The 24278-nt window shown below is 72.5% G+C and carries 18 protein-coding genes; 12 read left to right on the plus strand and 6 right to left on the minus strand.

What is annotated here, in order from left to right; translation table 11 throughout:
* Positions 1 to 13 precede the first annotated feature (13 nt).
* A complete protein-coding gene (locus ACE3QY_RS11100) occupies positions 14 to 871 on the plus strand; it encodes a MerR family transcriptional regulator (protein WP_374456086.1) in 858 nt (285 codons plus the stop codon).
* Positions 872 to 1006: 135 nt separating this feature from the next.
* A complete protein-coding gene (locus tag ACE3QY_RS11105; RefSeq protein ID WP_374456087.1) occupies positions 1007 to 1990 on the plus strand; it encodes a hypothetical protein in 984 nt (327 codons plus the stop codon).
* 16 nt (positions 1991 to 2006) lie between these two features.
* On the opposite strand, the gene ACE3QY_RS11110 is transcribed toward ACE3QY_RS11105, so the two are convergent.
* Positions 2007 to 3701, minus strand: a complete 1695-nt coding sequence (locus ACE3QY_RS11110) for a fumarate hydratase (RefSeq protein WP_374456088.1) — start codon at positions 3699 to 3701, stop codon at positions 2007 to 2009.
* Positions 3702 to 3912: 211 nt separating this feature from the next.
* On the opposite strand from ACE3QY_RS11110, the gene ACE3QY_RS11115 reads away from it, so the two are divergent.
* The 6 genes from ACE3QY_RS11115 (at position 3913) to ACE3QY_RS11140 (ending at position 11015) form a co-directional block, all read left to right on the plus strand.
* Complete coding sequence (locus ACE3QY_RS11115; RefSeq protein WP_374456089.1) at positions 3913 to 5037, plus strand: ABC transporter substrate-binding protein; 1125 nt, start codon at positions 3913 to 3915, stop codon at positions 5035 to 5037.
* Positions 5038 to 5153: 116 nt separating this feature from the next.
* Positions 5154 to 5921: an ABC transporter permease gene (locus ACE3QY_RS11120; RefSeq protein WP_374456090.1), complete on the plus strand. Its 768-nt coding sequence runs from the start codon at positions 5154 to 5156 to the stop codon at positions 5919 to 5921.
* On the plus strand, positions 5918 to 6715 hold the full coding sequence (locus ACE3QY_RS11125) for an ABC transporter permease (protein ID WP_374456091.1): 798 nt from the start codon (positions 5918 to 5920) through the stop codon (positions 6713 to 6715). The genes ACE3QY_RS11120 and ACE3QY_RS11125 overlap by 4 nt, the downstream gene beginning before the upstream one ends.
* Positions 6712 to 7761, plus strand: coding sequence for an ABC transporter ATP-binding protein (locus ACE3QY_RS11130; RefSeq protein WP_374456093.1), 1050 nt, complete (start codon positions 6712 to 6714; stop codon positions 7759 to 7761). Before ACE3QY_RS11125 ends, ACE3QY_RS11130 begins: the two co-directional genes overlap by 4 nt.
* Positions 7762 to 8073: 312 nt before the next feature.
* On the plus strand, positions 8074 to 8661 hold the full coding sequence (locus ACE3QY_RS11135; RefSeq protein ID WP_374456094.1) for a TetR/AcrR family transcriptional regulator: 588 nt from the start codon (positions 8074 to 8076) through the stop codon (positions 8659 to 8661).
* A 47-nt stretch (positions 8662 to 8708) separates the two neighbouring features.
* On the plus strand, positions 8709 to 11015 hold the full coding sequence (locus ACE3QY_RS11140) for an MMPL family transporter (protein ID WP_374456095.1): 2307 nt from the start codon (positions 8709 to 8711) through the stop codon (positions 11013 to 11015).
* A 55-nt stretch (positions 11016 to 11070) separates the two neighbouring features.
* Here the strand turns inward: ACE3QY_RS11140 and ACE3QY_RS11145 are convergent, their stop codons facing one another.
* Positions 11071 to 11835 (minus strand): isocitrate lyase/phosphoenolpyruvate mutase family protein, encoded by a 765-nt coding sequence (locus ACE3QY_RS11145; RefSeq protein ID WP_374456096.1) that lies wholly within the window; start codon positions 11833 to 11835, stop codon positions 11071 to 11073.
* Between the two features lie 63 nt (positions 11836 to 11898).
* Between ACE3QY_RS11145 and ACE3QY_RS11150 the strand changes: the two genes are divergently transcribed.
* Together ACE3QY_RS11150 and ACE3QY_RS11155 are read left to right on the plus strand one after the other, a co-directional pair.
* On the plus strand, positions 11899 to 12969 hold the full coding sequence (locus ACE3QY_RS11150) for a flavin-containing monooxygenase (RefSeq protein ID WP_374456097.1): 1071 nt from the start codon (positions 11899 to 11901) through the stop codon (positions 12967 to 12969).
* A 101-nt stretch (positions 12970 to 13070) separates the two neighbouring features.
* The gene (locus ACE3QY_RS11155) at positions 13071 to 13331 is read left to right on the plus strand and encodes a hypothetical protein (RefSeq protein ID WP_374456098.1); all 261 of its coding nucleotides are present in this window, start codon (positions 13071 to 13073) and stop codon (positions 13329 to 13331) included.
* Between the two features lie 84 nt (positions 13332 to 13415).
* Here ACE3QY_RS11155 and ACE3QY_RS11160 read toward each other — a convergent pair whose 3' ends face one another.
* On the minus strand, positions 13416 to 16313 hold the full coding sequence (locus ACE3QY_RS11160) for an AAA family ATPase (protein ID WP_374456099.1): 2898 nt from the start codon (positions 16311 to 16313) through the stop codon (positions 13416 to 13418).
* Positions 16313 to 19207, minus strand: a complete 2895-nt coding sequence (locus ACE3QY_RS11165; RefSeq protein ID WP_374456100.1) for an AAA family ATPase — start codon at positions 19205 to 19207, stop codon at positions 16313 to 16315. Before ACE3QY_RS11165 ends, ACE3QY_RS11160 begins: the two co-directional genes overlap by 1 nt.
* A gap of 175 nt (positions 19208 to 19382) precedes the next feature.
* Between ACE3QY_RS11165 and ACE3QY_RS11170 the strand changes: the two genes are divergently transcribed.
* On the plus strand, positions 19383 to 19673 hold the full coding sequence (locus tag ACE3QY_RS11170) for a hypothetical protein (protein ID WP_374456101.1): 291 nt from the start codon (positions 19383 to 19385) through the stop codon (positions 19671 to 19673).
* Positions 19674 to 19774: 101 nt separating this feature from the next.
* Positions 19775 to 20419, plus strand: a complete 645-nt coding sequence (locus tag ACE3QY_RS11175) for a DUF1707 domain-containing protein (RefSeq protein WP_374456102.1) — start codon at positions 19775 to 19777, stop codon at positions 20417 to 20419.
* A 12-nt stretch (positions 20420 to 20431) separates the two neighbouring features.
* Here the strand turns inward: ACE3QY_RS11175 and ACE3QY_RS11180 are convergent, their stop codons facing one another.
* Both ACE3QY_RS11180 and ACE3QY_RS11185 read right to left on the minus strand, forming a co-directional pair.
* The gene (locus ACE3QY_RS11180; RefSeq protein ID WP_374456103.1) at positions 20432 to 22147 is read right to left on the minus strand and encodes an alpha-glucosidase; all 1716 of its coding nucleotides are present in this window, start codon (positions 22145 to 22147) and stop codon (positions 20432 to 20434) included.
* A complete protein-coding gene (locus ACE3QY_RS11185; RefSeq protein WP_374456104.1) occupies positions 22144 to 24276 on the minus strand; it encodes an alpha-galactosidase in 2133 nt (710 codons plus the stop codon). The genes ACE3QY_RS11180 and ACE3QY_RS11185 overlap by 4 nt, the downstream gene beginning before the upstream one ends.
* Positions 24277 to 24278: the final 2 nt, after the last annotated feature.

Consider the following 24278-nt stretch of genomic DNA (forward strand, 5'->3'; position numbering starts at 1 on the left):
CTACCGTCGATCCGTGTACACGGTCGGTCGTGCCTCACAGCTCACGGGCGTGCCGCGGCAGACGCTCCGCAGCTGGGAGGAGCGCTACGCGCTCGTCGCGCCGCGCCGCTCGCAGGGCAACTACCGGCTCTACGACGACGAGGCGGTCCGCCGCCTCAGCGTGATGCGAGAGCTGGTCGACGCCGGGTGGGCGCCCCACGAGGCGGCGCGCCGCATCGTCGAGGACGTCGCCGCGGCGACCGCGGGGCTGGGCGAGGACGAGGTGACCTTCGACGCGCGGATCGACGACCTCGCCGCCTGCGCGGAGGACTTCGACGTGCCGCGGCTGGAGCAGGTGCTGACCGAGGGCTTCGCCCGCCCCGACCTGGCCTCGGTGGTCGACGACTGGCTGCTGCCGTCGCTCGTGCGGCTCGGCGCGGCGTGGCAGCGCGGCCTGGTGTCCGTGGCCGGTGAGCACTTCGTCACTGCCGCCGCGCACCGCCGTCTCGCGCACGTCTTCCAGACGCTGCCCGCCGTCCCGCGCGGGGGCCCGCGGGTGGTGACCGGCCTGGCCCGCGGCTCGCGGCACGAGCTCGGCGTGCTGGCGTTCTCGACCGTGCTGCGCTCGCGCGGGGTCGCGGTGACGTACCTCGGTGGAGACCTGCCGCTGGACGCGTGGGTCGACACCGTGCGCCTGCTGTCGCCGGCCGCCGTCGTCCTCGCCGCCCCGACCTCCGACGACCTCCCCGCCGTGCGCGACGCCGTGCAGGCGCTGCTGCCGATGACCCGGGTCCTCCTCGGCGGCGCGCACCAGTCCGAGGTCGCCGGCCCCCGCCACCTCGGGCACCGGGCCGGTGCCGCCGCGGCCGCCCTCGCCGACGAGCTCGCCTGACGACCTCCTTCCCCGGCGACGTGTTGCGATCCGTACGCCCCAGCGACCGCATCGCAACACGTCCGCCAGCGAGGCTCTCCACAGATCGCCCAGTCCCTCTGGTGAGCGACCCGACGGTGCACCGACGCTCGGTGGATGGACGACCCCGCCGAGCTCCGGAGGCTGCGCGCCCAGCGGATCGCACGCATCGTCGCGACCGCGGGCGAGCAGGGCGGCGTCGTCAGCCTGGCCCAGCTGCACGCGTTCGGGGTCACCCGTTCGCAGATCCGAGCGCAGGTGTCGGCCCGGCGGTGGCGACGGGTGCACACGCAGGTCGTCGCGGTGCACACCGGACCGTTGTCCGAGCTCGGGTGCCAATGGGCTGCGGTCCTCGAGGGCGGGCCACAGGCCTACCTCGACGGCGCGTCCGCGCTGATCGCCGAGGGCCTGACCGGGTTCACCTGTGACGTCATCAGGGTGAGCGTCCCGATGGCCGCGCGGGCGAGGTCTGCGCCAGGGCTGCGGGTGGTCCGCACGCGGCGGTACGCCCCTGCCGCCGTCGTCCGGTCAGGGGTTCCCCGGGCCCGACCCGACGTCGCTGCGGTGCACGGAGCGCTGTGGGCCACGTCGGACAAGCAGGCGGTCCTGCTGCTGACGATGCCGGTCCAGCAGGGGCTCACCACCGCACAACGGATCGGGACGTCGCTCCTCCGCGTGCACCGGCACCGCCGGCGTACGTTGCTGCACGCGGCGGTCCTCGACCTCCTCGACGGCGTCCGCTCGATCAGCGAGGCGGAGTTCGCTGCCGAGTGCCGACGGCGCGGGCTGCCGAAACCGAGCCGGCAGGTGGTCCGCAAGGGCAAGGACGGCCGCTGCTACCTCGACGTGTACTGGGAGGAGTGGGGCGTCGTCGTGGAGATCGACGGCATCCAGCACTCGTGGGCGGCGAACGTCGTCGCAGACGCACTGCGCCAGAACGACATCAGCCTGGAGTCCGACGTCGTCCTGCGCCTGCCGCTCCTCGGCCTCCGCGTCGCGGCGGACGACTTCTTCGCCCAGATCATCCGCGCGCTCCGCGACCGTGGCTGCCCCCTGGTGGGGACGTGTGACGATCCGGTCGCTGGGACGACCGCCTCGTAACACGTCGCGGACGGGGCTACTGGGCCGAGCGGACCCGGATGCCTGTGATCGGGACGGTGACGGCGCCGGAGGGGTCGGTGAAGAAGTCGTTGCCCTTGTCGTCGACGACGATGAAGGCGGGGAAGTCCTCGACCTCGATCATCCAGACGGCCTCCATGCCGAGCTCCTCGTACTCGACGACCTCGACGGACTTGATGCAGTCCTGGGCGAGGCGGGCGGCGGGGCCGCCGATCGAGCCGAGGTAGAAGCCGCCGTGGGTGTGGCAGGCCTCGGTGACCTGCTTGGAGCGGTTGCCCTTGGCGAGCATGACCATCGACCCGCCGGCGGCCTGGAACTGCTCGACGTAGGAGTCCATGCGCCCTGCCGTGGTCGGGCCGAAGGAGCCCGACGGCATGCCCTCGGGGGTCTTCGCCGGGCCGGCGTAGTAGACCGGGTGGTTCCTCAGGTAGTCGGGCATCTCCTCGCCGGCGTCGAGGCGCTCCTTGATCTTGGCGTGCGCGATGTCGCGCGCGACGACGAGCGGCCCGGTCAGCGAGAGGCGCGTCTTGACCGGGTGCTGCGAGAGCTCAGCGAGGATGTCGGCCATCGGCTGGTTGAGGTCGATCGGGACGACGGCGCCGCCCTCGATGTCGTGGGCCATGCCCGCCTCGGGCATGTAGTGCGCCGGGTCGGTCTCGAGCTGCTCGAGGAAGACGCCGTCGGGGGTGATCTTGCCGAGCGCCTGGCGGTCGGCGGAGCAGGAGACCGCGATCGCGACCGGGCACGAGGCGCCGTGACGGGGGAGCCGGACGACCCGGACGTCGTGGCAGAAGTACTTGCCGCCGAACTGCGCGCCGATGCCGAAGGACTGGGTGAGCTCGAAGACCTTCTCCTCCAGCTCGACGTCGCGGATGCCGTGGGCGCTCATCGAGCCCTCGGTCGGCAGGTCGTCGAGGTAGTGGGCGCTGGCGTACTTCGCGGTCTTCAGCGCGAACTCCGCGCTCGTGCCGCCGATGACGACGGCGAGGTGGTACGGCGGGCAGGCGGCGGTGCCGAGCGAGCGGATCTTCTCGTCGAGGAACTCCATCAGCCGCGTCGGGTTCAGGACGGCCTTGGTCTCCTGGAAGAGGAACGACTTGTTGGCGGAGCCGCCGCCCTTGGCCATGAAGAGGAACTTGTACTCCGGCTTGTCCTGCGCGGGCGTGGAGTAGAGCTCGATCTGCGCCGGCAGGTTGGTGCCGGTGTTCTTCTCCTCGAACGTCGTCAGCGGCGCGAGCTGGGAGTAGCGGAGGTTGAGCCGGGTGTAGGCGTCGTACACGCCCTTGCTGATCGCCTCGCCGTCGTCGGAGCCGGTGAGCACGCCCTCGGACTTCTTGCCCATCACGATCGCGGTGCCGGTGTCCTGGCACATCGGCAGCACGCCGCCGGCGGAGATGTTGACGTTCTTGAGCAGGTCGAGCGCGACGAAGCGGTCGTTGCCCGAGGCCTCGGGGTCGTCGATGATCTTGCGCAGCTGGGCGAGGTGGCCGGGGCGGAGGTAGTGGCTGATGTCGTGCATCGCCTCCTCGGTGAGCCGCCGGATCGCCTCGGTCTCGACCTTCAGGAACGTGCGCCCCTCGACCTCGACGGTGGACACGCCGTCGGTGGTGATGAGCCGGTAGGGGGTCTCCTCGGCGCCGTTGGAGCCGGCGGTGGGAAGCAGGTCGGAGTAGCGGAACTCAGCGGTCGTCACGGCTGCCGATCGTACGCCGGACCGGTGCCCTCGCCGTCGCCGGTCTCGCGCCGGCCGGCACGGGGGCTTGCCGGGATGTCCGGGCAGTCACCGTTCATCGCCCGTATCGCGAACAGCCTCTCGCGAGTAGCCTCCGAGTCGTCGGGACCCATGAGGCTCCGCGCGGCACACCACCGGCCGTCGGCCGGCGACCGAACCATGGGAGGGCACCTTGAACGTCCGTACGTCACTCGTCTCGCTCGCCGCGTTGGCGACCCTCGCAGCCGCAGCCGGCTGCGCGGCCCCTGAGAAGGAGGCCGACACCACCACCGAGAGCGGCGTCGACGCCGCCACCGCGACGTCCGCCGAGGACTTCGGCAGCATGGACGACCTGGTGAAGGCCGCCCAGGACGAGGGCGAGCTCAACGTCATCGCGCTGCCGCCCGACTGGGCCAACTACGGCGAGATCATCTCGACCTTCGAGGACAAGTACGACATCAAGGTCAACTCCGACCAGCCCGACGGGGCCTCGCAGGACGAGATCAACGCCGCCAACGACCTCAAGGGCACCGACAAGGCGCCCGACGTCTTCGACCTCGGTCAGTCGGTGGCGCTGGCCAACACCGACATGTTCGCGCCCTACCAGGTCGAGACCTGGGACGACATCCCCGACGAGTTCAAGGCGCCCGACGGCGCCTGGGTCAACGACTACGGCGGCTACATGTCCATCGGCTACGACTCGGCCAAGGTGCCCGACGTGACGTCGGTGGCCGACCTGCTCAAGCCCGAGTTCAAGGGGGCCGTGGCGCTCAACGGCGACCCGACGCAGGCCGGCGCCGCGTTCAGCGGCGTGATGATGGCGGCGATCGCCAACGGCGGCTCGGCCGACGACATCGCGCCCGGCGTCGACTTCTTCTCCGACCTCAAGAAGGCCGGCAACTTCCTGCCCGTCGACCCCGACTCCGGCACGATCGAGTCCGGCGCGACGCCGGTCGTCATCGACTGGGACTACCTCGGCGCGGCCGCCGCGGCCAACGTCGACACGTGGAAGACGGTCGTCCCGGAGGAGGCCGTCGTCGCGGGCTACTACTTCCAGGCGATCAACGCCGACGCCCCCCACCCGGCGGCCGCCCGCCTCTGGCAGGAGTTCCTCTACAGCGACGAGGGGCAGAACCTCTGGCTCAAGGGCGGCGCCCGGCCCGTCCGCGGTGACGCGATGGCCGAGGCCGGCACCATCGACGCGGACCTCTGGGGCGCGCTCCCCGAGGTGAGCGGCGAGCCGGTGATCCCGACCGACGAGCAGACCACCAAGGCCGGCGAGTACCTCGCCGACAACTGGTCCAAGGTCATCAGCTGAGCACGGCGGCACCTGCGGAGGCAGGCACCGGCCGGCGGATCCACGTCGGCCGGTACCTGCCCACGCTCCCGTTCTTCGGGTTCCTCGCGATCTTCCTGCTGGTCCCGACGATCACCGTGGTCATCGGCGCCTTCCAGGACGGCGAGACCGGCGGCTTCACGATGGGCAACATCGAGGCCCTGACGTCCTCGGCCGCGGTCGACGCGCTGCGCAAGAGCGTGCTGCTCTCAGCGACGACGGCACTGCTGGGCGGGGTGCTCGGCGCCGTGCTGGCCTACCTGATCGTGTCCCTGGGCCCGCGCAGCCTGGTCCGTCGTACGACCCTGTCCATCGCGGGGGTGCTCGCCCAGTTCGGCGGCGTCACGCTCGCCTTCGCCTGGATCTCGCTGCTGGGCTTCTCCGGACTCCTCACCGAGATCCTGCGATCCTGGCCGGGGATCGACATCTACGGCTCCGGCTGGCTCTACGGCCTCAACGGCCTGATCGTCGTCTACACCTACTTCCAGGTGCCGCTGATGGTCATCGTCTTCACGCCCGCGCTCGAAGGCCTCAAGACCGAGCTGAAGGAGGCGGCGGTCAACCTCGGCGCGACGAACGTGCAGTACTGGCGGATGGTCGCCATCCCGCTGCTGACTCCGGCCTTCCTCGGCTCGGTGCTGCTGCTCTTCGCCAACGCCTTCGCGGCCTACGCCACGGCCGCGATCCTGGTCAGCCAGGGCAACCCGATCGTCCCGCTGCTGATCCGCTCCGCGCTGACCAGCGAGGTGCTGCTCGGCCAGCAGAACCTCGGCTTCGCGCTGGCCGCCCAGATGATCGTCGTCGTGGCGCTCGTGATGGGGCTCTACGCCCTGCTGCTCCGTCGTACGTCGAGGTGGTTGCGGTGAGGGCGGGGCGCGGGTTCCGCGTCGTCCGGGTGGTGCTGTTCGTGCTGTTCGCCGCCTACTTCGCCCTGCCCCTGGTCTCGATGGCCAACTTCAGCGTGCAGGGCAAGGGGCCGCTCGAGGGCACGATCACCTTCCACTACTACGCCGAGCTCGTCCGCAACGAGGACCTGCGCAGCGCCATCGTCTCCTCGCTGCTCCTCGCGGTGCTCACGGTGGCGTTGATGGTCGTGCTGCTCGTGCCGACGATGATCTGGGTGCGGCTGCGCACCCCCGGGCTGAACCGGCTGGTGGAGTTCCTCTGCCTGCTGCCGCTGACCGTGCCGCCGCTGGTGATCGTGGTCGGCATCTCCAACGTCTACACCTGGGTCAACTACTTCCTCGGTGACTCGCCGCAGGTGCTCGTGTTCGCCTACGTCGTGCTGGTGCTGCCGTACTCCTACCGGTCCATCGACTCGGCGCTCTCGGCGATCGACGTCACGACGCTCGCGGAGGCGGCCCGGTCGCTGGGCGCCGGCTGGCTGACCGTGATCACCCGGGTCGTGATGCCCAACATCGTCAGCGGCGTGCTGGGTGCGGCGTTCATCGCCATCGCGCTGGTGCTCGGCGAGTACGTCTTCGCCTCGCTGCTCCACTACGACACGATGCCGGTGGAGCTGGCGGCCATCTACAAGTCCGAGACCTCGACGGCCATCGCGGGCGCCTTCGCCTCGATCGTCCTCATCTCGCTGCTGCTCCTCGGACTCTCGTTCTTCAACCGCAACCAGGTGCCCGACCTCGGAGGACAGAAGGAATGACGACCACCCAGACCGAGGCGGGGCTCGCGGTCGAGCTCACCGACCTGACCCGCGTCTACGGCCAGGTGCGTGCTCTCGACGGGCTCACCCTCCACCTCGCGCCCGGCGAGCTCGTCGCCCTGCTCGGCCCGTCGGGTTGCGGCAAGACCACCGCGCTCCGCATCCTGGCCGGCCTCGACCAGCCCACGTCCGGGCGCGTCGAGGTCGGTGGCAGGGACCTGACCGACGTCCCGGCCAACAAGCGCGACATGGGGATGGTGTTCCAGGCCTACAGCCTCTTCCCGCACCTGACCGTGCTGGACAACGTCGCCTTCGGGCTCAAGCTGCGCGGCAAGGACGGCGCCTCGCGCCGCAGGATCGCCCAGGAGAAGCTCGAGCTGGTCGGCCTCGCCGAGCACGGCAGCCGCTACGCCAGCCAGCTCTCCGGCGGGCAGCAGCAGCGCGTCGCCCTCGCGCGCGCGCTCGCGATCGAGCCGTCCGTACTGCTCCTCGACGAGCCGCTGTCCGCGCTGGACGCCAAGGTCCGCGTCCAGCTGCGCGACGAGATCCGCCGCGTCCAGCTCGAGGTCGGCACCACCACGCTGTTCGTCACCCACGACCAGGAGGAGGCGCTCGCCGTCGCCGACCGCGTGGGCGTGATGAACGCCGGCCGGCTCGAGCAGCTGGCCCCGCCGGCCGAGCTCTACTCCGCGCCCGCGACGAGGTTCGTGGGGGAGTTCGTCGGCCTCAGCAACCGGCTCCCGGCGACCGTGCAGGGAGGCGTGGCCGCCGTGCTCGGCCGGAATGTCCCGGCCCTCGAGGGATCGACCACCGGGGCCGGCGTCGCGCTCGTCCGGCCGGAGGCGGTGTCGGTCGTGGCGGACCCGGCCGGCGACGCGACCGTCACGACGGTGATGTTCCTCGGGCCGTTGTCGCGGGTGACCTGCCAGCTCGCCGACGGCACGGACGTCGTCGCGCAGCTGGCCAGTGCCGACGCGCTCCGGCTCGAGCCGGGCGCCCGGGTGCGGCTGGACGTCGAGCCGTCGCCGGTGCTGGTGGTGTCCTGACCTCGTTGACGTACGCCGCGCGGGCGGGCGCCGTCTCCCGAGCGCGCCGCGAAGGTGGCGGCAGATCGCATCGGGAAGCCTCGTGGGGGTGTGGTGTGCCGCCACCTTCGGGTGGCGGTCGATGAGGGTGGCGGCAGATCGCATCGGGAAGCCTCGTGGGGGGTGTGGTGTGCCGCCACCTTCGGGTGGCGGTCGATGAGGGTGGCGGCAGATCGCATCGGAAAGCCCTGTGCGGGTGTCGTGTGCCGCCACCTTCAGGTGGCGAGCGTCGCCGATTTGCACCATGCGGACCAGAGTGCAAAACTGCACTCTGTGACCGATAGTGCAATCCAGAGGCGCGGCCGGCGTGGCACCGAGCTCCGCATCGTCGACGCCGCGCAGCGGCTCGCCGACGAGCGCGGCAGCATCGACGGCTTCACCATGGACGAGCTCGCGGACGCGTGCGAGGTCTCGCGGCGCACGTTGTTCAACTACTTCCCGAGCAAGGTCGACGCCGTCCTCGGTCCCGACATCGTGCTGCCGCCTGCGGCGATGGACGACTTCCGCGCGGGCGGGCCGTCCGGCGACCTGATCGACGACCTCCAGGCGCTGGTGCTGGCGATCCTGGAGAACGAGGACGTCGACCTGGCGACGATCCAGCGCTTCGACCGCATCGTCCACGCCAACCCCGTGCTGCTCATCACGCTCAAGGAGCGGATGCGCCGGCTCGTCGAGCGCCTCGTGGAGGCGGCCGTCCAGCGCCCGGGCGGCGACCTGCCCGCCCGCGACGTACAGGTCGCCATCGCCGTGCTCGGCGGTGTGTGCGAGGTCGCCGTCACCGCCTTCGTCGACGACCCCGAGCAGGACTTCGCCGAGCTCATCGTCGCCGGCATCGCCACGGTCCGCCGCCTCTTCGGCTGACCCCCCGACCACCACCCACACCGACACCAACGAGGGACACACCACCCATGGCTCGACTCCTCCACCGCCTCGGCCGCACGGCCTACCGGCGCTGGTACGCCTTCATCGCCGCCTGGCTCGTCGCGCTGGTCGCGGTCGGCTTCACCGCCACCGCCATCAGCAAGCCGATGACCGACGCCTTCTCGATCCCGGGCATCCCGTCCGAGAAGGCCGCCGACCTCCAGGAAGAGCTCTTCCCGGACGCCGTCGACGCCTTCGACCAGGCGAGCGTGACCGTCGTGGTCGCCGCGCCCGAGGGCCACACCCTCGAGGAGGACGCGTACGCCGACCGCGTGGGCGCGCTCGTCGCCGACCTGGCCGAGCTGCCCCAGGCGCCCGCCGCCGAGACGATCCTCGATCCGGTGACCGCCGCCGCGGGCCAGGAGCAGCAGATGGTCGACGCGGTCGTCGAGGCCGGTGGTGACGAGGCGCAGGCGCGCGAGGACTTCGCCGCGCTGTCGCCGCTGTCCGACGACAAGCGGATCGGCACCATCAGCTACACGCTGGACGTCGACACGGTCACCGACGTCGAGCCGGAGACGGTCGACGCGATCAAGGACGCGGTGGCCGAGGCGAACGCCGGCGGCCTGACCGCGGAGGTCAACGGCTCCGGCCTGACGGCCATGCCCGAGGGCGGCTCCGCCGAGCTGATCGGCATCGCGGTCGCCGTCGTCGTGCTGCTCGTCGTCTTCGGCTCGGTCGTCGCGGCCGGCATCCCGATCGTCACCGCCCTCATCGGTCTCGGCACCGGCCTGCTCGGTGTCGTGGGCTCCACCGCGTTCTTCGACATCGGGTCGAGCACCCCGATGCTCGCCAGCATGATCGGCCTCGCGGTCGGCATCGACTACGCGCTCTTCATCCTCGCCCGCTACCGCAGCGAGCTCGACCACACCGATGACCGCGCCGAGGCGATGGGCATCGCGACGGGCACCGCCGGCTCGGCCGTGGTGTTCGCCGGCCTGACCGTCCTCATCGCGCTCGCCGCGCTGTCCGTGGTCGGCATCCCGTTCCTCACCACGATGGGCCTCGCGGCCGCCGGCACCGTGTTCGTCGCCGTCCTCGTCGCCCTCACCCTGCTGCCCGCCGTGCTCGGCATGCTGAAGAGCCGGGCCTTCGGTGGCCGGATCCGCCGCTACCGCCCGGCGCGCGACGAGCGGGGCCGGGTCCTGAACAACGGTGTCCGCTGGGCCCGCCTCGTCGGTCGCGCGCCCGTGGCCGCCATCCTGCTTGTCGTCGTCGGCCTCGGTGCGCTCGCCGTACCCGTCAAGGACCTGCACCTGGCCTTCCCGACGGACTCCACCGCGTCGCCGGAGACCACGCAGCGCCGCGCCGCCGACCTGGTCGCCGAGGGCTTCGGTCCCGGCCGGCAGGGTCCGCTGATGGTCGTCGTCGACGCCCGTGAGGTCGACGAGGCCGACCGCGGCGCCGCCTTCGGCGAGGTCGTCGACTGGGCTGCCGGCCTCGAGGGCGTGGTCAACGCGCAGGTCGTGATGACCAACGAGGAGGGGACCGGCGCCCAGGTGCTCGTCACCCCGAGCACCGGCGCCGACGAGGTCGCCACCGAGGACCTGCTGCACGAGATGCGCGACGGCCAGGCCGGGATCGAGGCCGAGACCGGCACGACCACCGGCGTCACCGGCATCACTGCCATCCAGGCCGACGTGTCGGAGAAGCTCGCCGACGCGCTGCCGATCTACCTCGCCGTGGTCATCGGCCTGGCGTTCCTGCTGCTGATGCTGGTCTTCCGGTCGATCCTCGTCCCGCTGACCGCCACCCTCGGCTTCCTGCTGTCGGTGCTCGCCACCCTGGGCGCGACCGTCCTGGTCTTCCAGGAGGGGATGTTCGGGATCGTCGAGGGCGCACCGCTGGTGTCCTTCATGCCGATCTTCCTCATCGGTGTCGTTTTCGGCCTGGCGATGGACTACCAGGTCTTCCTGGTCACCCGGATCCGCGAGGCGCACGTCCACGGGGCCTCCATGCGCGAGGCCGTCGTCGATGGCTTCCGCAACTCGGCCCGCGTCGTGTCCGCGGCGGCGGTGATCATGACCTCGGTCTTCGCGGCCTTCATGCTGACCGACGAGCCGATCATCAAGTCGATGGGCTTCGCGCTCGCCGCCGCGGTGGTGTTCGACGCCTTCGTGGTGCGGATGGTGCTCATCCCGGCGCTGCTCTACCTGCTCGGCGAGAAGGCCTGGTGGCTGCCCCGCTGGCTGGACCGCCTGCTGCCGGTCATCGACGTGGAGGGCGAGTCGCTCGAGCGCGACCACGCCACCGCCCAGTGGCGCGACGAGCGGGAGCCCGAGCTGGTCGGCTGAGGCTGCGCTACGACGTCATGGCGGGTGGTTGCCTGAGCGACCACCCGCCACGACGTCACTGCTTCCAGGGCATGACGAGCGCGGCGAGGTCGGGGGCCAGCTCCTTCTGCAGCAGGGGCCCGAAGGTGACCCGGTGGACGCCCATGGCCTGCAGGTCCTCCAGCGAGCCGGCAGCCGAGCCCTTGCGCGGGTTGGCGATGACGTTCACCGGCCCGGACAGCGCATCGAGCAGTGCCTCGAGGGACGCCGCGTCGGGTACGCCGACGGGGTAGACGCAGCGGGCGCCTGCCTCCTCGCACGCCCGGAGCCGCGCGACCGCCTCGCCCACGGGATCGTCGAACTGGCCCTTCTTGATGAACACGTCGGTCCGCGCGTTGACCACCACGTCGACGCCCGCGCCGTCGGCCGCCTGGCGGATCGCGCCGATGTAGTCGGCGTGCTCGGCCGCCGACCGCATCCGGCCGCCCTCGGAGTGGACGGTGTCCTCGATGTTGAGGCCGACCGCGCCCGCCTCGAGCATCCGCTCGACCAGCTCGGCGGCCGGGGTGGCGTAGCCGGACTCCAGGTCGGCGGTGACCGGGACGTCCGGCACGGCCCCGCAGATCCGGCGTACGCCGTCGAGCGCGTCGGCGAGCGTCATGTCCTCGTTGTCGCCCTGGCCGCGCGAGTCGGCGAGCGGGTGGCTGCCGATGCTGAGGGCCGGGAAGCCGGCATCCGCGACGGTGCGGGCCGACCAGGCGTCCCAGACGTTGGGCAGGACCAGCGTGGTGCCGGTGTGGTGGAGGTCGAGGAGGGTGCGGGCGCGCTCGGCGATGTCCATGCCACGAGGCTGCCATGCCGGGGCGACCGGGCATAGGGGGATCGTGCCGGGCGTTGACCCCACGTGGACGTCCTCGACTCAGTCGTCATCGGTGCCGGGCAGGCGGGCCTCGCCGCGTCGTACTTCCTGCGCCAGCGGGGCATCGACCACGTGGTGCTGGACGCCAACCCCGAGCCCGGCGGCGCCTGGCAGCACCGGTGGTCCTCCCTCAGCATGGACGACGTGCACGGCGTCGCCGACCTCCCCGGCTCCGCGGCACCGGCGGGGTCGCGGCACGCGGCCAACCTCGTGGTGCCGGACTACTTCGGCGACTACGAGCGGAGCCAGGGGCTTCCGGTGGTGCGGCCGGTGCGGGTCGAGCGCGTCGACACCGAGGGCGACCTGCTGGTCGTGCGTGCCGGCGAGCACGAGTGGCGTACGCGCACGCTCGTCAACGCCACCGGCACCTGGACGCGGCCGTTCGTGCCGTTCTACCCCGGCATCGAGACGTTCGCGGGGGAGCAGGTGCACACCGCGCACTACCCGGGCGCCGAGCACTTCCGCGGCACGCGCGTGCTCGTGGTGGGCGGCGGGGCGTCCGCCGTGCAGTTCCTCGGCGAGCTCGCCCCGATCGCCGACACCCTGTGGGTCACCCGGCGGCCGCCGGTCTGGCGCGAGGAGTTCGACGCGTCGGCCGGGCTGGCCGCGGTGACCGCCGTCGAGGAGCGCGTACGCCGTGGGCTCCCGCCCGCCAGCGTGGTCAGCGTGACCGGGCTCAAGCTGCGGCCGCAGGAGCAGGAGGCCGCCCGGCTGGGTGCCTACGAGCGGCTGCCGATGTTCTCCCGGATCGAGCCCGACGGGGTCCGCTGGGCCGACGGCAGGTCCGAGAGCGTCGACGTGATCCTGTGGGCGACGGGGTTCCGGCCGGCGGTGGACCACCTGGCGCCACTCGGCCTGCGGAGCCCCGAGGGCGGCATCGCCCTCGTGCCGGTGCCCGGCAACGTGCAGGGCGCGACCACCGCCGAGCGCGACCCGCGCGTGCAGCTCGTCGGCTACGGGCCCTCCGCGAGCACGATCGGCGCCTCGCGGGCCGGCCGGCAGGCGGCGCTCGCGGTGTCCCGCCACCTCGCGGCCGAGCCCGCCATCGCGGGCTGATTGTCAACCTTCGTCAACCGGCGTCAACCGCCTCCCGGGCGGCCGCACGGTGGTCCCAACGCCGCACCCGACCGGGGTCGGCAACCTGAAGGGACACGACCATGAACACCAACGGAAACACCATTCGCAAGGGCTTCGCCGCCGTCACCGCTGCCACCGCGTTCTTCGCCATCACCGCGTGTGGGACCGAGGCCGCCCCGCCGTCACAGGACATCGGGGGCACGCAGCAGCAGCAGAACGAGCCGCGGTCGCCCAGGACCACCATCCCGAGGACTGACTTCAACGACGAGTTCGGCGACGCCGAGCCGGAGCAGCCGGGGAAGGATCACGATCCCATCGACCGCACGAAGGACTGGCACTGAGAGACCGGGGGCCGGGCGGCGGACGGGGTACGTCGCCCGGTCCCGTCCCTGCCGGGCCTTTTCTCGGGCCGCCGCTCGATCTCCTCATCCCGCCGCTGTCCCGGCGATCGCCCGGGACAGCGGCACGTGCTCGCGGGCATCAGCTGCAGCCCGCTTGAGCAGCCTCGCCGCCACCGTGCCCTGCCGCTCGCGCAGGGCGCACTGCGCGGCCCGCCACCTGGCGTACCCCGCGTTGTGTGGGCGGCCGAGCCCGTCCCAGCCGGCCGCGGCTTGCACCCAGGCGTCGACGGTCGCCCGGTCCTCGCACCTGGCGAGTTCTGCCTCGAAGGCCGCACGGTGGGCGCCGAGGTTGTGGTCACCGGCATGGTCGCTCAGGAGGCCGGCCTTGTCGGCCAGGGCGCGTAGTGCCTCGCGGTCCCGACCTGCTCGATCGGCACCGGTCTCCGACCCGGCCTGGTGGGCGACGCAACGGGCCGCGACCACCAGGGCCGGCGCGACCACTCGGATCGGCGTACCTCCCGCGACGAGGTCGAGGGCGCGGAGCAGGCGGGTCCTCGCCGGCTCCGGCTCATCGGCCCAGCAGCCGACGGACCCTGCGGTGACCAGGAGTTCGAGGTCCGTCTCGAGGTTGCCGGCCACCGTCGCCCAGATCGCGGCCAGCCGATCCTGGGCAGCCTGGTGGGCCCCTCGCGCCGAGTCGACTGCCGCGCGCAACCCGTGCAGGTGGAAGCGACCGACGTCGACTGGCTCGCTGCGGCCGATGCCGATCTCGTCCTCCGCCGCGTCGATCCGTCCAGCGCGCAGGAGCGCGATGGCCAGGTTGATGTGCAGGATGGCCACTTGCGGGTTGGCGATGCCGTGCTCGTCCGCCACCGCGAAGCCCCCGTGGGCCAGGTCGGCGACAGCGGCGAGTGGACGGCCGTTGATGAGGAGGACGTCTGTGGCGGCGACCGCCTGGCGGAGGTCGCCCAGCGGGTCGAGCGACAGGCCGGCGCGCTGCTTCGACCCGGCGAGCATGCGCACTGCCTCGTCCGTCCTGCCTTCCACACCTGCGTGCCAGGCGGCATCCATCACGCAGTCGCGCAGCACGATGCGGTCACCCAGCGCTTCCGCCGCCGCGAGCTTGGCCTGAAGGGCGTCGCGCGCCTCGTCGAAGCGCCCGGCGGCCTCGAGGAGGTTGACCCTCCAGTCCAGTGCGTGCAGCGTCCCGGAGCACAGGGGGACGTGCTCGAAGAGCCGGAGGGACTCGTCGATCAGTGCACGAGCGACCGAAGCCCCCTCGCGCTGGCCGCGGAACTCGGCCGCACGCCACAGGAGCTCGGCCCGGACCGCGTCATCGACGTCGCCGAGGACGTCACCCGCCTGGTCACTCATCGCCGCCGCTCGATCCCACTGGAGCGAGAACCTCAGGCCGTCCATCGCCTCCAGGTACGCACCGGCACGGGTGATCGGGGGATCGACGTCGGGCGACGCATCGTCGGGCCACACCTCCAGCGCGCGCAGCCAGTGCTCCGCCTCCCGGCCGCGGTCGTAGCGCCGGGCGGCGGCCCGGGCGGCCGAGATCCGCCACTGGAGCTCGGGTTCGGGCAGGCCGGCCCGTTGGAAGTGCTCAGCCACCTCCGCCGGCTCGGCGTCGGGAGTCGCAGCCAGAGCCTGGCCAACGGCCCGGTGCACCGCCTGGTCCTCCCCGGCCACGAGCCGCTGCTGGACTGCCTCGGCGAGCAACGGGTGCTGGAGCTCGATGGCCTCACCGACGCGCCGGAGCAGGAGTCGCTCCCTCAGCTCGCGCACGCGGCGGGTGAGGGTGTCGGCGTCGACGCCGACCGCCTCCGCAAGGACCGCGGGACGAACGGGCCTGGCTGCGGCCCCCAGGACGCGGAGCACCGACCACGACTCCTCGCTGGTGCCGGCGAGGCGCCGGTCGAGCAGGTCGAGCAGGAGGCTCGGCAGGCCGTCGCCCTCGTCCAGCTGGACGGCCAGCTGTTCGGTGAACAGCGGCTGGCCACGGCTTCGCGCGTGGATCGTGTCGATCGTCTCGACCTCGACCGTGCCGAGGAGGGCGAGCTGGTCGGCGGTCTCGTCGCGGCTGAGTGGACCGAGCTCCATCACCGAGGCGGCCGGCAGGCGGCGTCGTACCCGGACCAGCCACTCCTCGCTCGCGACTGGTGTGCCCGGGTCGCCACGTCGCCAGGTCCCGACCACGGGGACCGAGACGGAGCGACCAAGGAGGTACTCGACGAGGTCCAACGTCATGGGATCGGCCCAGTGGAGGTCCTCGATCTGGAGTGCGAGGGGCCGGTCCTCGCATAGCGCCTCGACCACGGCTGCCACCGCGGCGAAGAGGAGGCCCTGGTCACCCGTGCGGCCGGGAAGATCGGACGAGGACTGGATCTCCGGTAGGAGCGCCGACACCGAAGCCGTGACGTACGGCGCACAACGGCCCAGGGCGTCGCGGAGCCAGGCGCCGTCGCGCGCACCATGGACTGCCCGCAGCACGTCCGCGACGGGCAGCAACGGGATCACGGTCGACAGCGGCAGGCACTGCCCACCCGCGACGAAAGCCTCGGTCGACGCGGCCGCGGCCTCGATCAGGGTGGTCTTGCCGATGCCCGCTTCGCCGGTGACGAGGAGGAGGCCGGTGCCGGTCTCGAGGTGGTGTCGTACGACGTCGAGCTCGGCGCGGCGGCCGGCGATGCGGGGTGCGGTGGGACGGTCGCCGTTGGTGGGGGTGGTGGCGGCGAGCCAGAGGTCGTGGAAGGTGGTGGTGTCTCCGTCCATGGCCTCGACGAGGAGCTCGAGGGTGCCCCAGGCGGGGAGCGCCGGGCGGGAGAAGGTCTTGGAGACGGTGGTGTGGGAGACGCCGGTCTCGCGTGCGAGGGTGCGGAGGGAGGGCCAGCCGGCCTGGTGGTGGAGGTCGTGCAGGGCGTCGTTGAGCGTCCGGACGGGTCCGGGCGCGAGGTCGGGGCGGGGGAGGGCGCCCATCACGCGCCTGCCGCGGTGCGGGTGATGGCTTGGGTGAGCGGGACGTGCTCGCGCGCGTCTGCTGCGGCTCGCTTGAGCAACCGCGCGGCGACCGTGCCGCGACCCTCGCGCAGGGCGCACTGCGCCGCGCGCCATCGGGCGTACGCCGCGTCGTGCGGGCGGTCCAGGGCGTCCCATCGCGCGGCCACGTCCGCCCAGAGGGCTGCAGTGGCGGTGCCGTCGTGCCGGGCCAGCTCGGCGCTCACGGCGCAGCGGTGCGCTGCCACGCACGGATCGTCCGACGGCCCCGCGGAGCCGATGCCGCACCGCTCGGCCAGCTCCAGCACGACCTCCCGGTAGGGGGAGCGTCCGCGGGTCGGGTCCGCCCCGCTGGCGATGGAGCGAGCGGCCCCCACGACGGCGCGGAAGAGCATCCGGGGCGACGCGCCACCGTCGAGGTTCACCTGGATGCAGTGGAGGATCTGGTCGATCAGCCGGGTCGGCGTCCCGGTCCAGTAGTCCATGTCCACGAGCTCGCCCAGGAAGTCCGACTGGACCGAGTCGGGGGCGCCCACGACGCGTCGTACCTCCTCGAAGCGCGCCGCACCCTCGATCACCCGCCCGGAGATAACGTCGATCTCGGCGCGGAGGAAGTGCAGCACCCAGTGGTCGTAGTCCGGCGGGTCGTCGGGGCCGACCCCCAGCAGTGCCGTCGCGCGGGCGACCTGTCCGGCCCGCAGCATCGCCTCCACGACGTTCCCGCGCAGGAACATCACCATCTCGCTGTCCACCCCGAGCGACGTCGCGGCCTCGAACGCGGGCCGGGCCACGGCCTCGATCTCGTCAACGGTGGCGCAATTCTTGAGGAGCACGTCCGTAGCCATCACCGCCTGCCGGATGTCGCCCAGCGGGTCCGTGCCGTCCGGGGTCAGCGCCGCCGCCTGTCGCAACAGCTCGAAGCATCCGGCCACGTCCCCGTCGGTGCCGTGCGGACCGGCCAACGTCGTGCGGTGGTACCTCTGGAGGCGTGCGTCGCCGATCCGGGCGGAGACCTCCGCCGCCTCGCGGACGTGGACGAGCGCCTCGTCGAACCGTCCCAGGTCCTCCAGCAGCAGCCGCTTCCGGTTGAGCGCACGGACGAGGCCGGGTCCTTCGGGCAGGAGCCGGTGGATCTCGAGCGCCTGGTCGATCAGGGCCAGGCCGACCGACACGCCCTCCTGCTCGCCGCGGAACGCCGCCGCGCGCAGGAGCACCTCGACGCGCACCTCCTCCGGCGCGGTGGCGAAGCGGTGCTCCGCCTCGGCGCTCAGGGCCGCGCCCCGGTCCCACTGGAACGACTCGTCGAGGGCATCGATCGCCGCGAGGTAGGCGTCCGACAACCGGGTGGGTGGCTCACCCACGCTGTCGAGCCCGTCGGGCCAGATCTCCAGGACCCGCAGCCACTGCTCGGCTTCCTGGCTCCAGTCGAACCGCCTCGCCGACTCCAGCGCGGCCGCGACGCGCCAGGGCAGCTCCTCCCCGGGTTCGGTGGCTCGCTGCCAGTGCAGGGCGACCTCGGCCGGCTCGGGTGCGGGGCTGTTCGCAAGGGCCCGGGCCAGGCGACGGTGCACCTCGCGACCCTCGCCCGGCACGAGCCGGCGCCGCGCGGCTTCGGCCAGCAGGGGGTGGTCGAGCACGGCGTTGTCGGCGTCGTCGCCACGGCCGAGCAGGCGCAGGGCGCGCAGCGACCGCATCGCCTCCGCCAGCTCGTCCACCTCGAGCCCAGCGATGGTCCCCACCACGGTGGCGGGCAGTGGTCGGTCGGCAACGCCGAGCGCGCGGACCACGCGCCACGGCGCCGGGTCGAGGCCCTCGAGCCGCGCGTCGAGCAGGTCGGAGAGGGCGTGGGGCAGCCCGGCCTCGGGCAGGTGGGCGGCGAGGTGCGTCGTGAACAGCGGGTGCCCGCGGCTCCGCGAGAAGACGGCCTCGACGTCGGCCACGGTGCCGAGCCCGACGAGCTGCGCCTCGGTCTCCTCGCGGGTCAGCGGGCCGAGGCGCACAGTCGAGCTGGCCGGCGCCCGCTCGACGCGCGCACGCCACTGGGTGCTGACGGCCGGCGTGCCGGGGTCGCCGTCCCGCCAGGTCCCCACGAAGGCGAGGTCCCCGTCCGCGGCCGACAGCGCCATGTGCTCGAGGAGGTCCAGCGTGACGGTGTCCGCCCAGTGCAGGTCCTCGAGCACCACCGCCACGCGACCGTCGCGCGCCAGCGCAGCCAGCGCCGCTCCCACGGCGGTGAACAGGTGCTGGCGCCCCAAGGAGTCGTCCGCCGCGGTGGCGGTCCCGAGCTCGGGCACGAGCCTCGCCAGCTCCACGGCCACGAACGCCGGGCAGGAGGCGAGGGCTGTGGCCAGCCGGCGCCCGTCGTCCTGCGCCAGCGCATCGCGCAGCGCGTCGCACACCGGCATCAACGGCACGTCGATCGACAGCGGCAGGCACCGACCAGCCAGCACGAGCGCGTCCGGGGACGCCGTCGCCGCCTGCACGAGCGTGGTCTTGCCCATCCCCGCCTCGCCGGTCACGAGCAGCAGGCCCCTGCCGTGTGCCAGGTGGCGGCGTACGACGTCGAGCTCGGCGCGGCGGCCGGCGATGCCCGGACCGGGTGCCGGGCCGCTGCCGTTGGTCGGGGAGGAGGCGGCGAGCCACAGGTCGTGGAAGGTGCCGACGTCGCCGCCCAGCGCTTCGACGAGGAGCTCGAGCGTGCCCCACCCCGGCAGCGCGCCCGAGGAGAAGACCTTCGAGACGGTGGTGTGGGAGACCCCCGTCTCCCTGGCGAGCGTGCGCAGCGAGGGCCAGCCGGCGCGGTGGTGGAGGTCGTGGAGGGCGTCGTTGAGCGTCCGAGCCGGACCCGCGACGTCGGGTCGGGGAAGTGCGCTCATGGGGCCCTCCAACCACCCATTCCTCAGGTCGAGGATCCTCCCGCCGGCGACGCTCCGGCAACCCGATTCCGTCTCTGCTGTCAACGATCGTCAACACGCGTCAACCCGCCTCCGCGCGGATCGAGGGTGGTGCCCATCGCCGGACCCGAACCGGCCCACCCGAAGGAGCACTGCCATGTCCACCACATCCATCACCACCGTGCGGCGAGGCTTCGCAGCCGCAGCTGCCACCGTCGCCCTCGTGACACTCGCTGCGTGTGGCACCGAGGTCGCACCACCGAAGAACGACATCGGAGGAGCGGGCCCCAAGGAGCCCCTCCCCACCTTCACGCTGGAGGACTGCCTCAACCCCGGGAAGCAGCCCCCCGTCACCACCTGCCCCTACCCGGTCCAGTCCGGTGACGAGATCGCCGGCACCCTCAACCGGCTGCAGTACGACGACGAGTACGGACGCCCCGGCCGCTGAGACCTCCCTCGGGGGTGGGCGCGGCGGCATGGAGCCGTCGCGCCCGCCGGTCCTGACGCCCGTCACGGGTCAGGATCGCGGCGGCTCGCTAGGCTGACGCCATGGGGGAGATCGAGAACCGCCCGCACGACCCGTCGCAGATGCGCATCTCCGACGCCGACCGCCAGCGCGTGGCCGACGTGCTGCGCGATGCGGCCGGCGAGGGGCGGCTTGACCTCGACGAGCTGGAGGAGCGGCTCGAGCTGACCTTCCAGGCCAAGACCTACGGCGAGCTGGTGCCGATCACCCTGGACCTCCAGGCGACGGGCCCGGTCACCCCGCCGGCGCACGCGCCCGTGCGTCGGGCGTCCCACCTCCCCGCGGTCGGACACAACTCCTCGACCGCGATCATGAGCGAGTGCAAGCGCCAGGGCGTCTGGGCCGTCCCGGCGCACCACAGCGCCTTCGCCCTCATGGGCAGCGTGCTGATCGACCTCCGCCAGGCCCAGCTGTCCGGCCACGAGACCCAGATCAACGCCAGCGCGATCATGGGCGAGGTCAAGGTCATCGTCCCGGCCGACATGCACGTCGTGGTCGACGGGACGCCGATCATGGGCGAGTACAACCAGGCCAAGGACAAGGTCCCGGCCGAGCTGCGCCCGGACTCGCCGACCGTGCGGATCCGCGGCATGGCCCTCATGGGATCGGTGACGGTCCAGCGCCAGCCCCCGCCCGGCACGCCGAAGAAGATCATCGGCACCTACTGAGGGGCGCCGCCCTCAGGTCGTACGCCGCAGGACCAGCGCCTGCCACGGCTCGAGCCGGCCGTGCCAGGTCCCGGCGCCGTCCTCCACGTTGTCCAGCAGCACCTCGGCGTCGGCCCACCGAGCGGCATCGAGCTCGGGGTGCACCGGCTCGCTGCTGAAGTTCGCCAGGACGAGCAGCTCGACGCCGTCCAGCGAGCGGGTGAAGGCGTAGACGACCTCGTCCTCGGGCAGCAGCATGGTGAAGTCGCCCAGGGCCACGACCGGTTCGTCGTGGCGCAGCTCGATCAGCCGCCGGTAGTGGTGGAACACCGAGTCCTCGTCGGCGGTCGCGGCCTCCGCGTTGACCTCGGTGTGGTTCGGGTTGACCGGGAGCCACGGGTCGCCCGTCGTGAAACCGGCGTGGGGCGAGGCGTCCCACTGCATCGGGGTGCGGGCGTTGTCCCGGCCGCGCGAGCGCAGCGACCTCAGCACGTCCTCGGGGTCGGCGCCCTGGGCGACGGCCTCGCGGAAGTGGTTCAGCGACTCGATGTCCCGGAAGTCGTCGATGGCGCCGAACGGGTGGTTCGTCATCCCGAGCTCCTCGCCCTGGTAGACGTACGGCGTGCCGCGGTGCAGGTGCAGGACGGTGCCGAGGAGCTTCGCCGAGCGCACCCGCCAAGCCCCGTCGTCGCCGAACCGGGACACCGCGCGCGGCTGGTCGTGGTTGTTCCAGTAGAGCGAGTTCCACCCGACGTCGGCCAGACCGACCTGCCAGCGACCGAGGACGGCCTTGAGTGCTGTCAGCCGCAGCGGGATGAGGTCCCACTTGGTCTGGGCGTGGTCGACCCCCACGTGCTCGAAGGTGAAGACCATGTCCAGCTCGCGGCGAGCGGCGTCGGTGTAGAGCAGGCCGTCCTCGACCGTCGCGCCGGGCGTCTCGCCGACCGTGAGGATCTTCCGGTCGCGGCCCTCCATCACCTCCCGGTGCATCTCGGCGAGGAACTCGTGGATGCGGGGCCCGTTGACGAGGTACGGCGAGCTGTCGCCGAACGTGCCCGCGTGGACGATCCCGTCGGGCAGCGACGGGTCCTTCGAGATCAGGTTGACCACGTCCATGCGGAAGCCGTCGACCCCGCGGTCGAGCCACCAGCGCATCATCGCGTAGACCGCCTCGCGGACCTCCGGGTTCTCCCAGTTGAGGTCCGGCTGCTTGCGGGAGAACACGTGCAGGAAGTACTCGCCGCTCGCCTCGTCGTACTCCCAGGCCGGACCGGAGAAGACGCTGGCCCAGTTGTTCGGCTCGGCGCCGGGCGTGCCGCCCTCCATGCCCGCGCGGGGCGGGCGCCACCAGTACCAGTCGCGCTTCGGGTTGTCGGTCGACGACCGCGACTCCTCGAACCACGCGTGCTCGTCGCTGGTGTGGTTGACGACGAGGTCCATCATCAGCCGCATCCCGCGCTCGTGCAGGGCGGCGATCAGGTCATCGACGTCGCCCAGGGTGCCGAAGGTCGGGTCGATGTCCTGGTAGTCGCTGATGTCGTAGCCGTTGTCGTCCTGCGGCGAGCGGTAGACCGGGGACAGCCACACCACGTCGACGCCGAGCAGCTCGAGGTGATCGAGCCGCTGGATCAGGCCCCTGAGGTCACCGATCCCGTCGCCGTCCGAGTCGGCGAAGCTGCGGGGGTAGACCTGGTAGACGACGGCGGTGCGCCACCAGTCAGGGTCCGGGTCCAGGACCGGGGACGTCATCGGGCCGCGCTGCGATCGGTGAGCGTGAGGTGCACGAGAGTGATCGTCTCCGGTCGGCGACGGGGAATCCAGTAGCCGCGGGCGTCGAGCACCGCGCCGCGGACGGCGACGCCGTCGGTCGGGCCCTCCTCGGGCAGCGGCACCGACCGGCTGACCGGACGGTGGACGACGGGGCCCGCCCAGCGCAGGTCGTACGACGCCTCCTGCCGCAGGCCGGGCACGCGCACCACGGTGCCGCGGTTGCTCGCGGACTCGTCGAGCTGCACGTGCGCGACGAGCGCCTCGCTGCCGTCGCGGGCCACGACCCCGTGCAGCATCACGGCCGGGTCCGCGGACTCCGGTCGCACCGTCCGGCCGGAGTGCAGCAGGTGCCGGAAGTGCTTGTGCAGGCCGACCCACCCGGCCAGCGCGGCCAGCTCGTCGTCGGTCGCGGTGCTGAGGTCCCACTCCACGCCGAAGGCGCCGAAGAGGGCCGTCGCCGCGCGGAAGTCGAGCGGCAGCGTCCGACCGGTCTGGTGGGCGACCGGTGCGCTGACGTGCGCGCCGAGGTACTCCGGCGCCACCAGCTGGCCGGTCCAGCGCTGGATGTGCTGGCGCGCGAGCGCGTCGGTCATGTCGGACGTCCACACGCGCTGGGTGCGCTCCAGCACCCCGAGGTCGATGCGGCCGCCGCCGGAGGCGCAGGTCTCCCAGGCGATCCGCGGGTGCAGCCGGCGCAGCGAGTCCAGCAACCGGTAGAAGGCGAGCGTGTGCTCGCGCACCGCCGACGACCCGCCCCGCGCGCCCGAGCCCGCCTCCAGCAGCTCGCGGTTGTGGTCCCACTTGACGTAGTCGATCGGCGCCGAGGAGAGCACCGAGTCGACCCGGTCGTGGACGTGCTGCCAGACCTCGGGGCGGGACAGGTCGAGCACGAGCTGGTTGCGGTGCAGCTGCGGCACCCGCGCGCCCGCCGAGAGGATCCAGTCCGGGTGCGCGCGGTAGAGCTCGGAGTCGGGGTTGACCATCTCGGGCTCGAACCACAGCCCGAACTGCATGCCCAGCGAGCGCACGTGGTCGGCGATGGGCGCCAGACCCTCCGGCCACACGTCGGGGTCGACCCACCAGTCGCCGAGGCCAGCGGTGTCGTCGCGTCGCCCGTGGAACCACCCGTCGTCGAGGACGAAGCGCTCGATGCCGATGCCCGCCGCGCGGTCGGCGATCTGGTGGAGCCGCGCGAGGTCGTGGTCGAACCAGACGGCCTCCCAGACGTTGAGGACCACCGGCTGGTGGCCGGGGTGCGCGGTCAGCGAGCGCTCGTAGGTGTGGAACGCCTCGGCCAGGCCGTCGAGACCGCCGTCCGACGCGCCGAAGACCACCCAGGGCGAGGCGTACTCCTCACCCTGCGCGAGCCGCACCTCGCCGGGCTGCAGCAGCTCGCCGCCGCCCAGGGTCGTGCCGAGGTCGGGAGAGCGCTCCGCCCGCAGGAGGCTGTTGCCGCTCCACGCGACGTGCACCCCGAGGACCGTGCCGGAGCGGGTGCCGAAGCCCCGCGTGCCGAGGACGGCCATCGTCGCGCCGCCGAGGCCGGGCCGACCCTCGCGTCCCTCGCGCAGCCACATCCCGTCGGTGACGGTGTGCCGCTGCGGCGTGCGCTCGCCCTCGTGCCGGCCGGTGAAGTCCAGCAGCTCGACGAGGTCGTCGGCAGCGGGCAGCACCACCTCCAGGCCGGTGAGCACGTAGGTCCCCGCGCCGGTGCTGCGCACCGTGTGCCGACCCCGCAGCAGGCCGCCAGGGAGCGCCTCGAGCTCGGTGGTGAGCCGCAGCCCCGCCGCGTCGTCGTACGCCGTGAGCGTGAGCGTGTCGTCGGTGGCCGACAGGTCCTCGACGAGGAAGCGCGTCGACCACGCCGCGTCCGAGTCGGGCGCGTCGACCCGGTGCCCGCGCAGGTGGGGCCGGGTGAACAGCTCGTGCGCGTGCTCGCCCAGCAGCGGGACGCCCGGCCCGCGGAACGTGGACGGGTAGCCGGCCGCGTGGGCCGTCTCGCCGGAGGCCACGCCCGCCCAGAGGATCCGGGGGAGCAGGTCCTGCGAGGTGTCCAGCTCGAGGGTGAGCCGGGCGGGGCCGGTCGGGTCGCGGGGAGGGAAGAGCATGG

This window comes from Nocardioides sp., from assembly GCF_041913365.1.
Lineage (GTDB): Bacteria > Actinomycetota > Actinomycetes > Propionibacteriales > Nocardioidaceae > Nocardioides.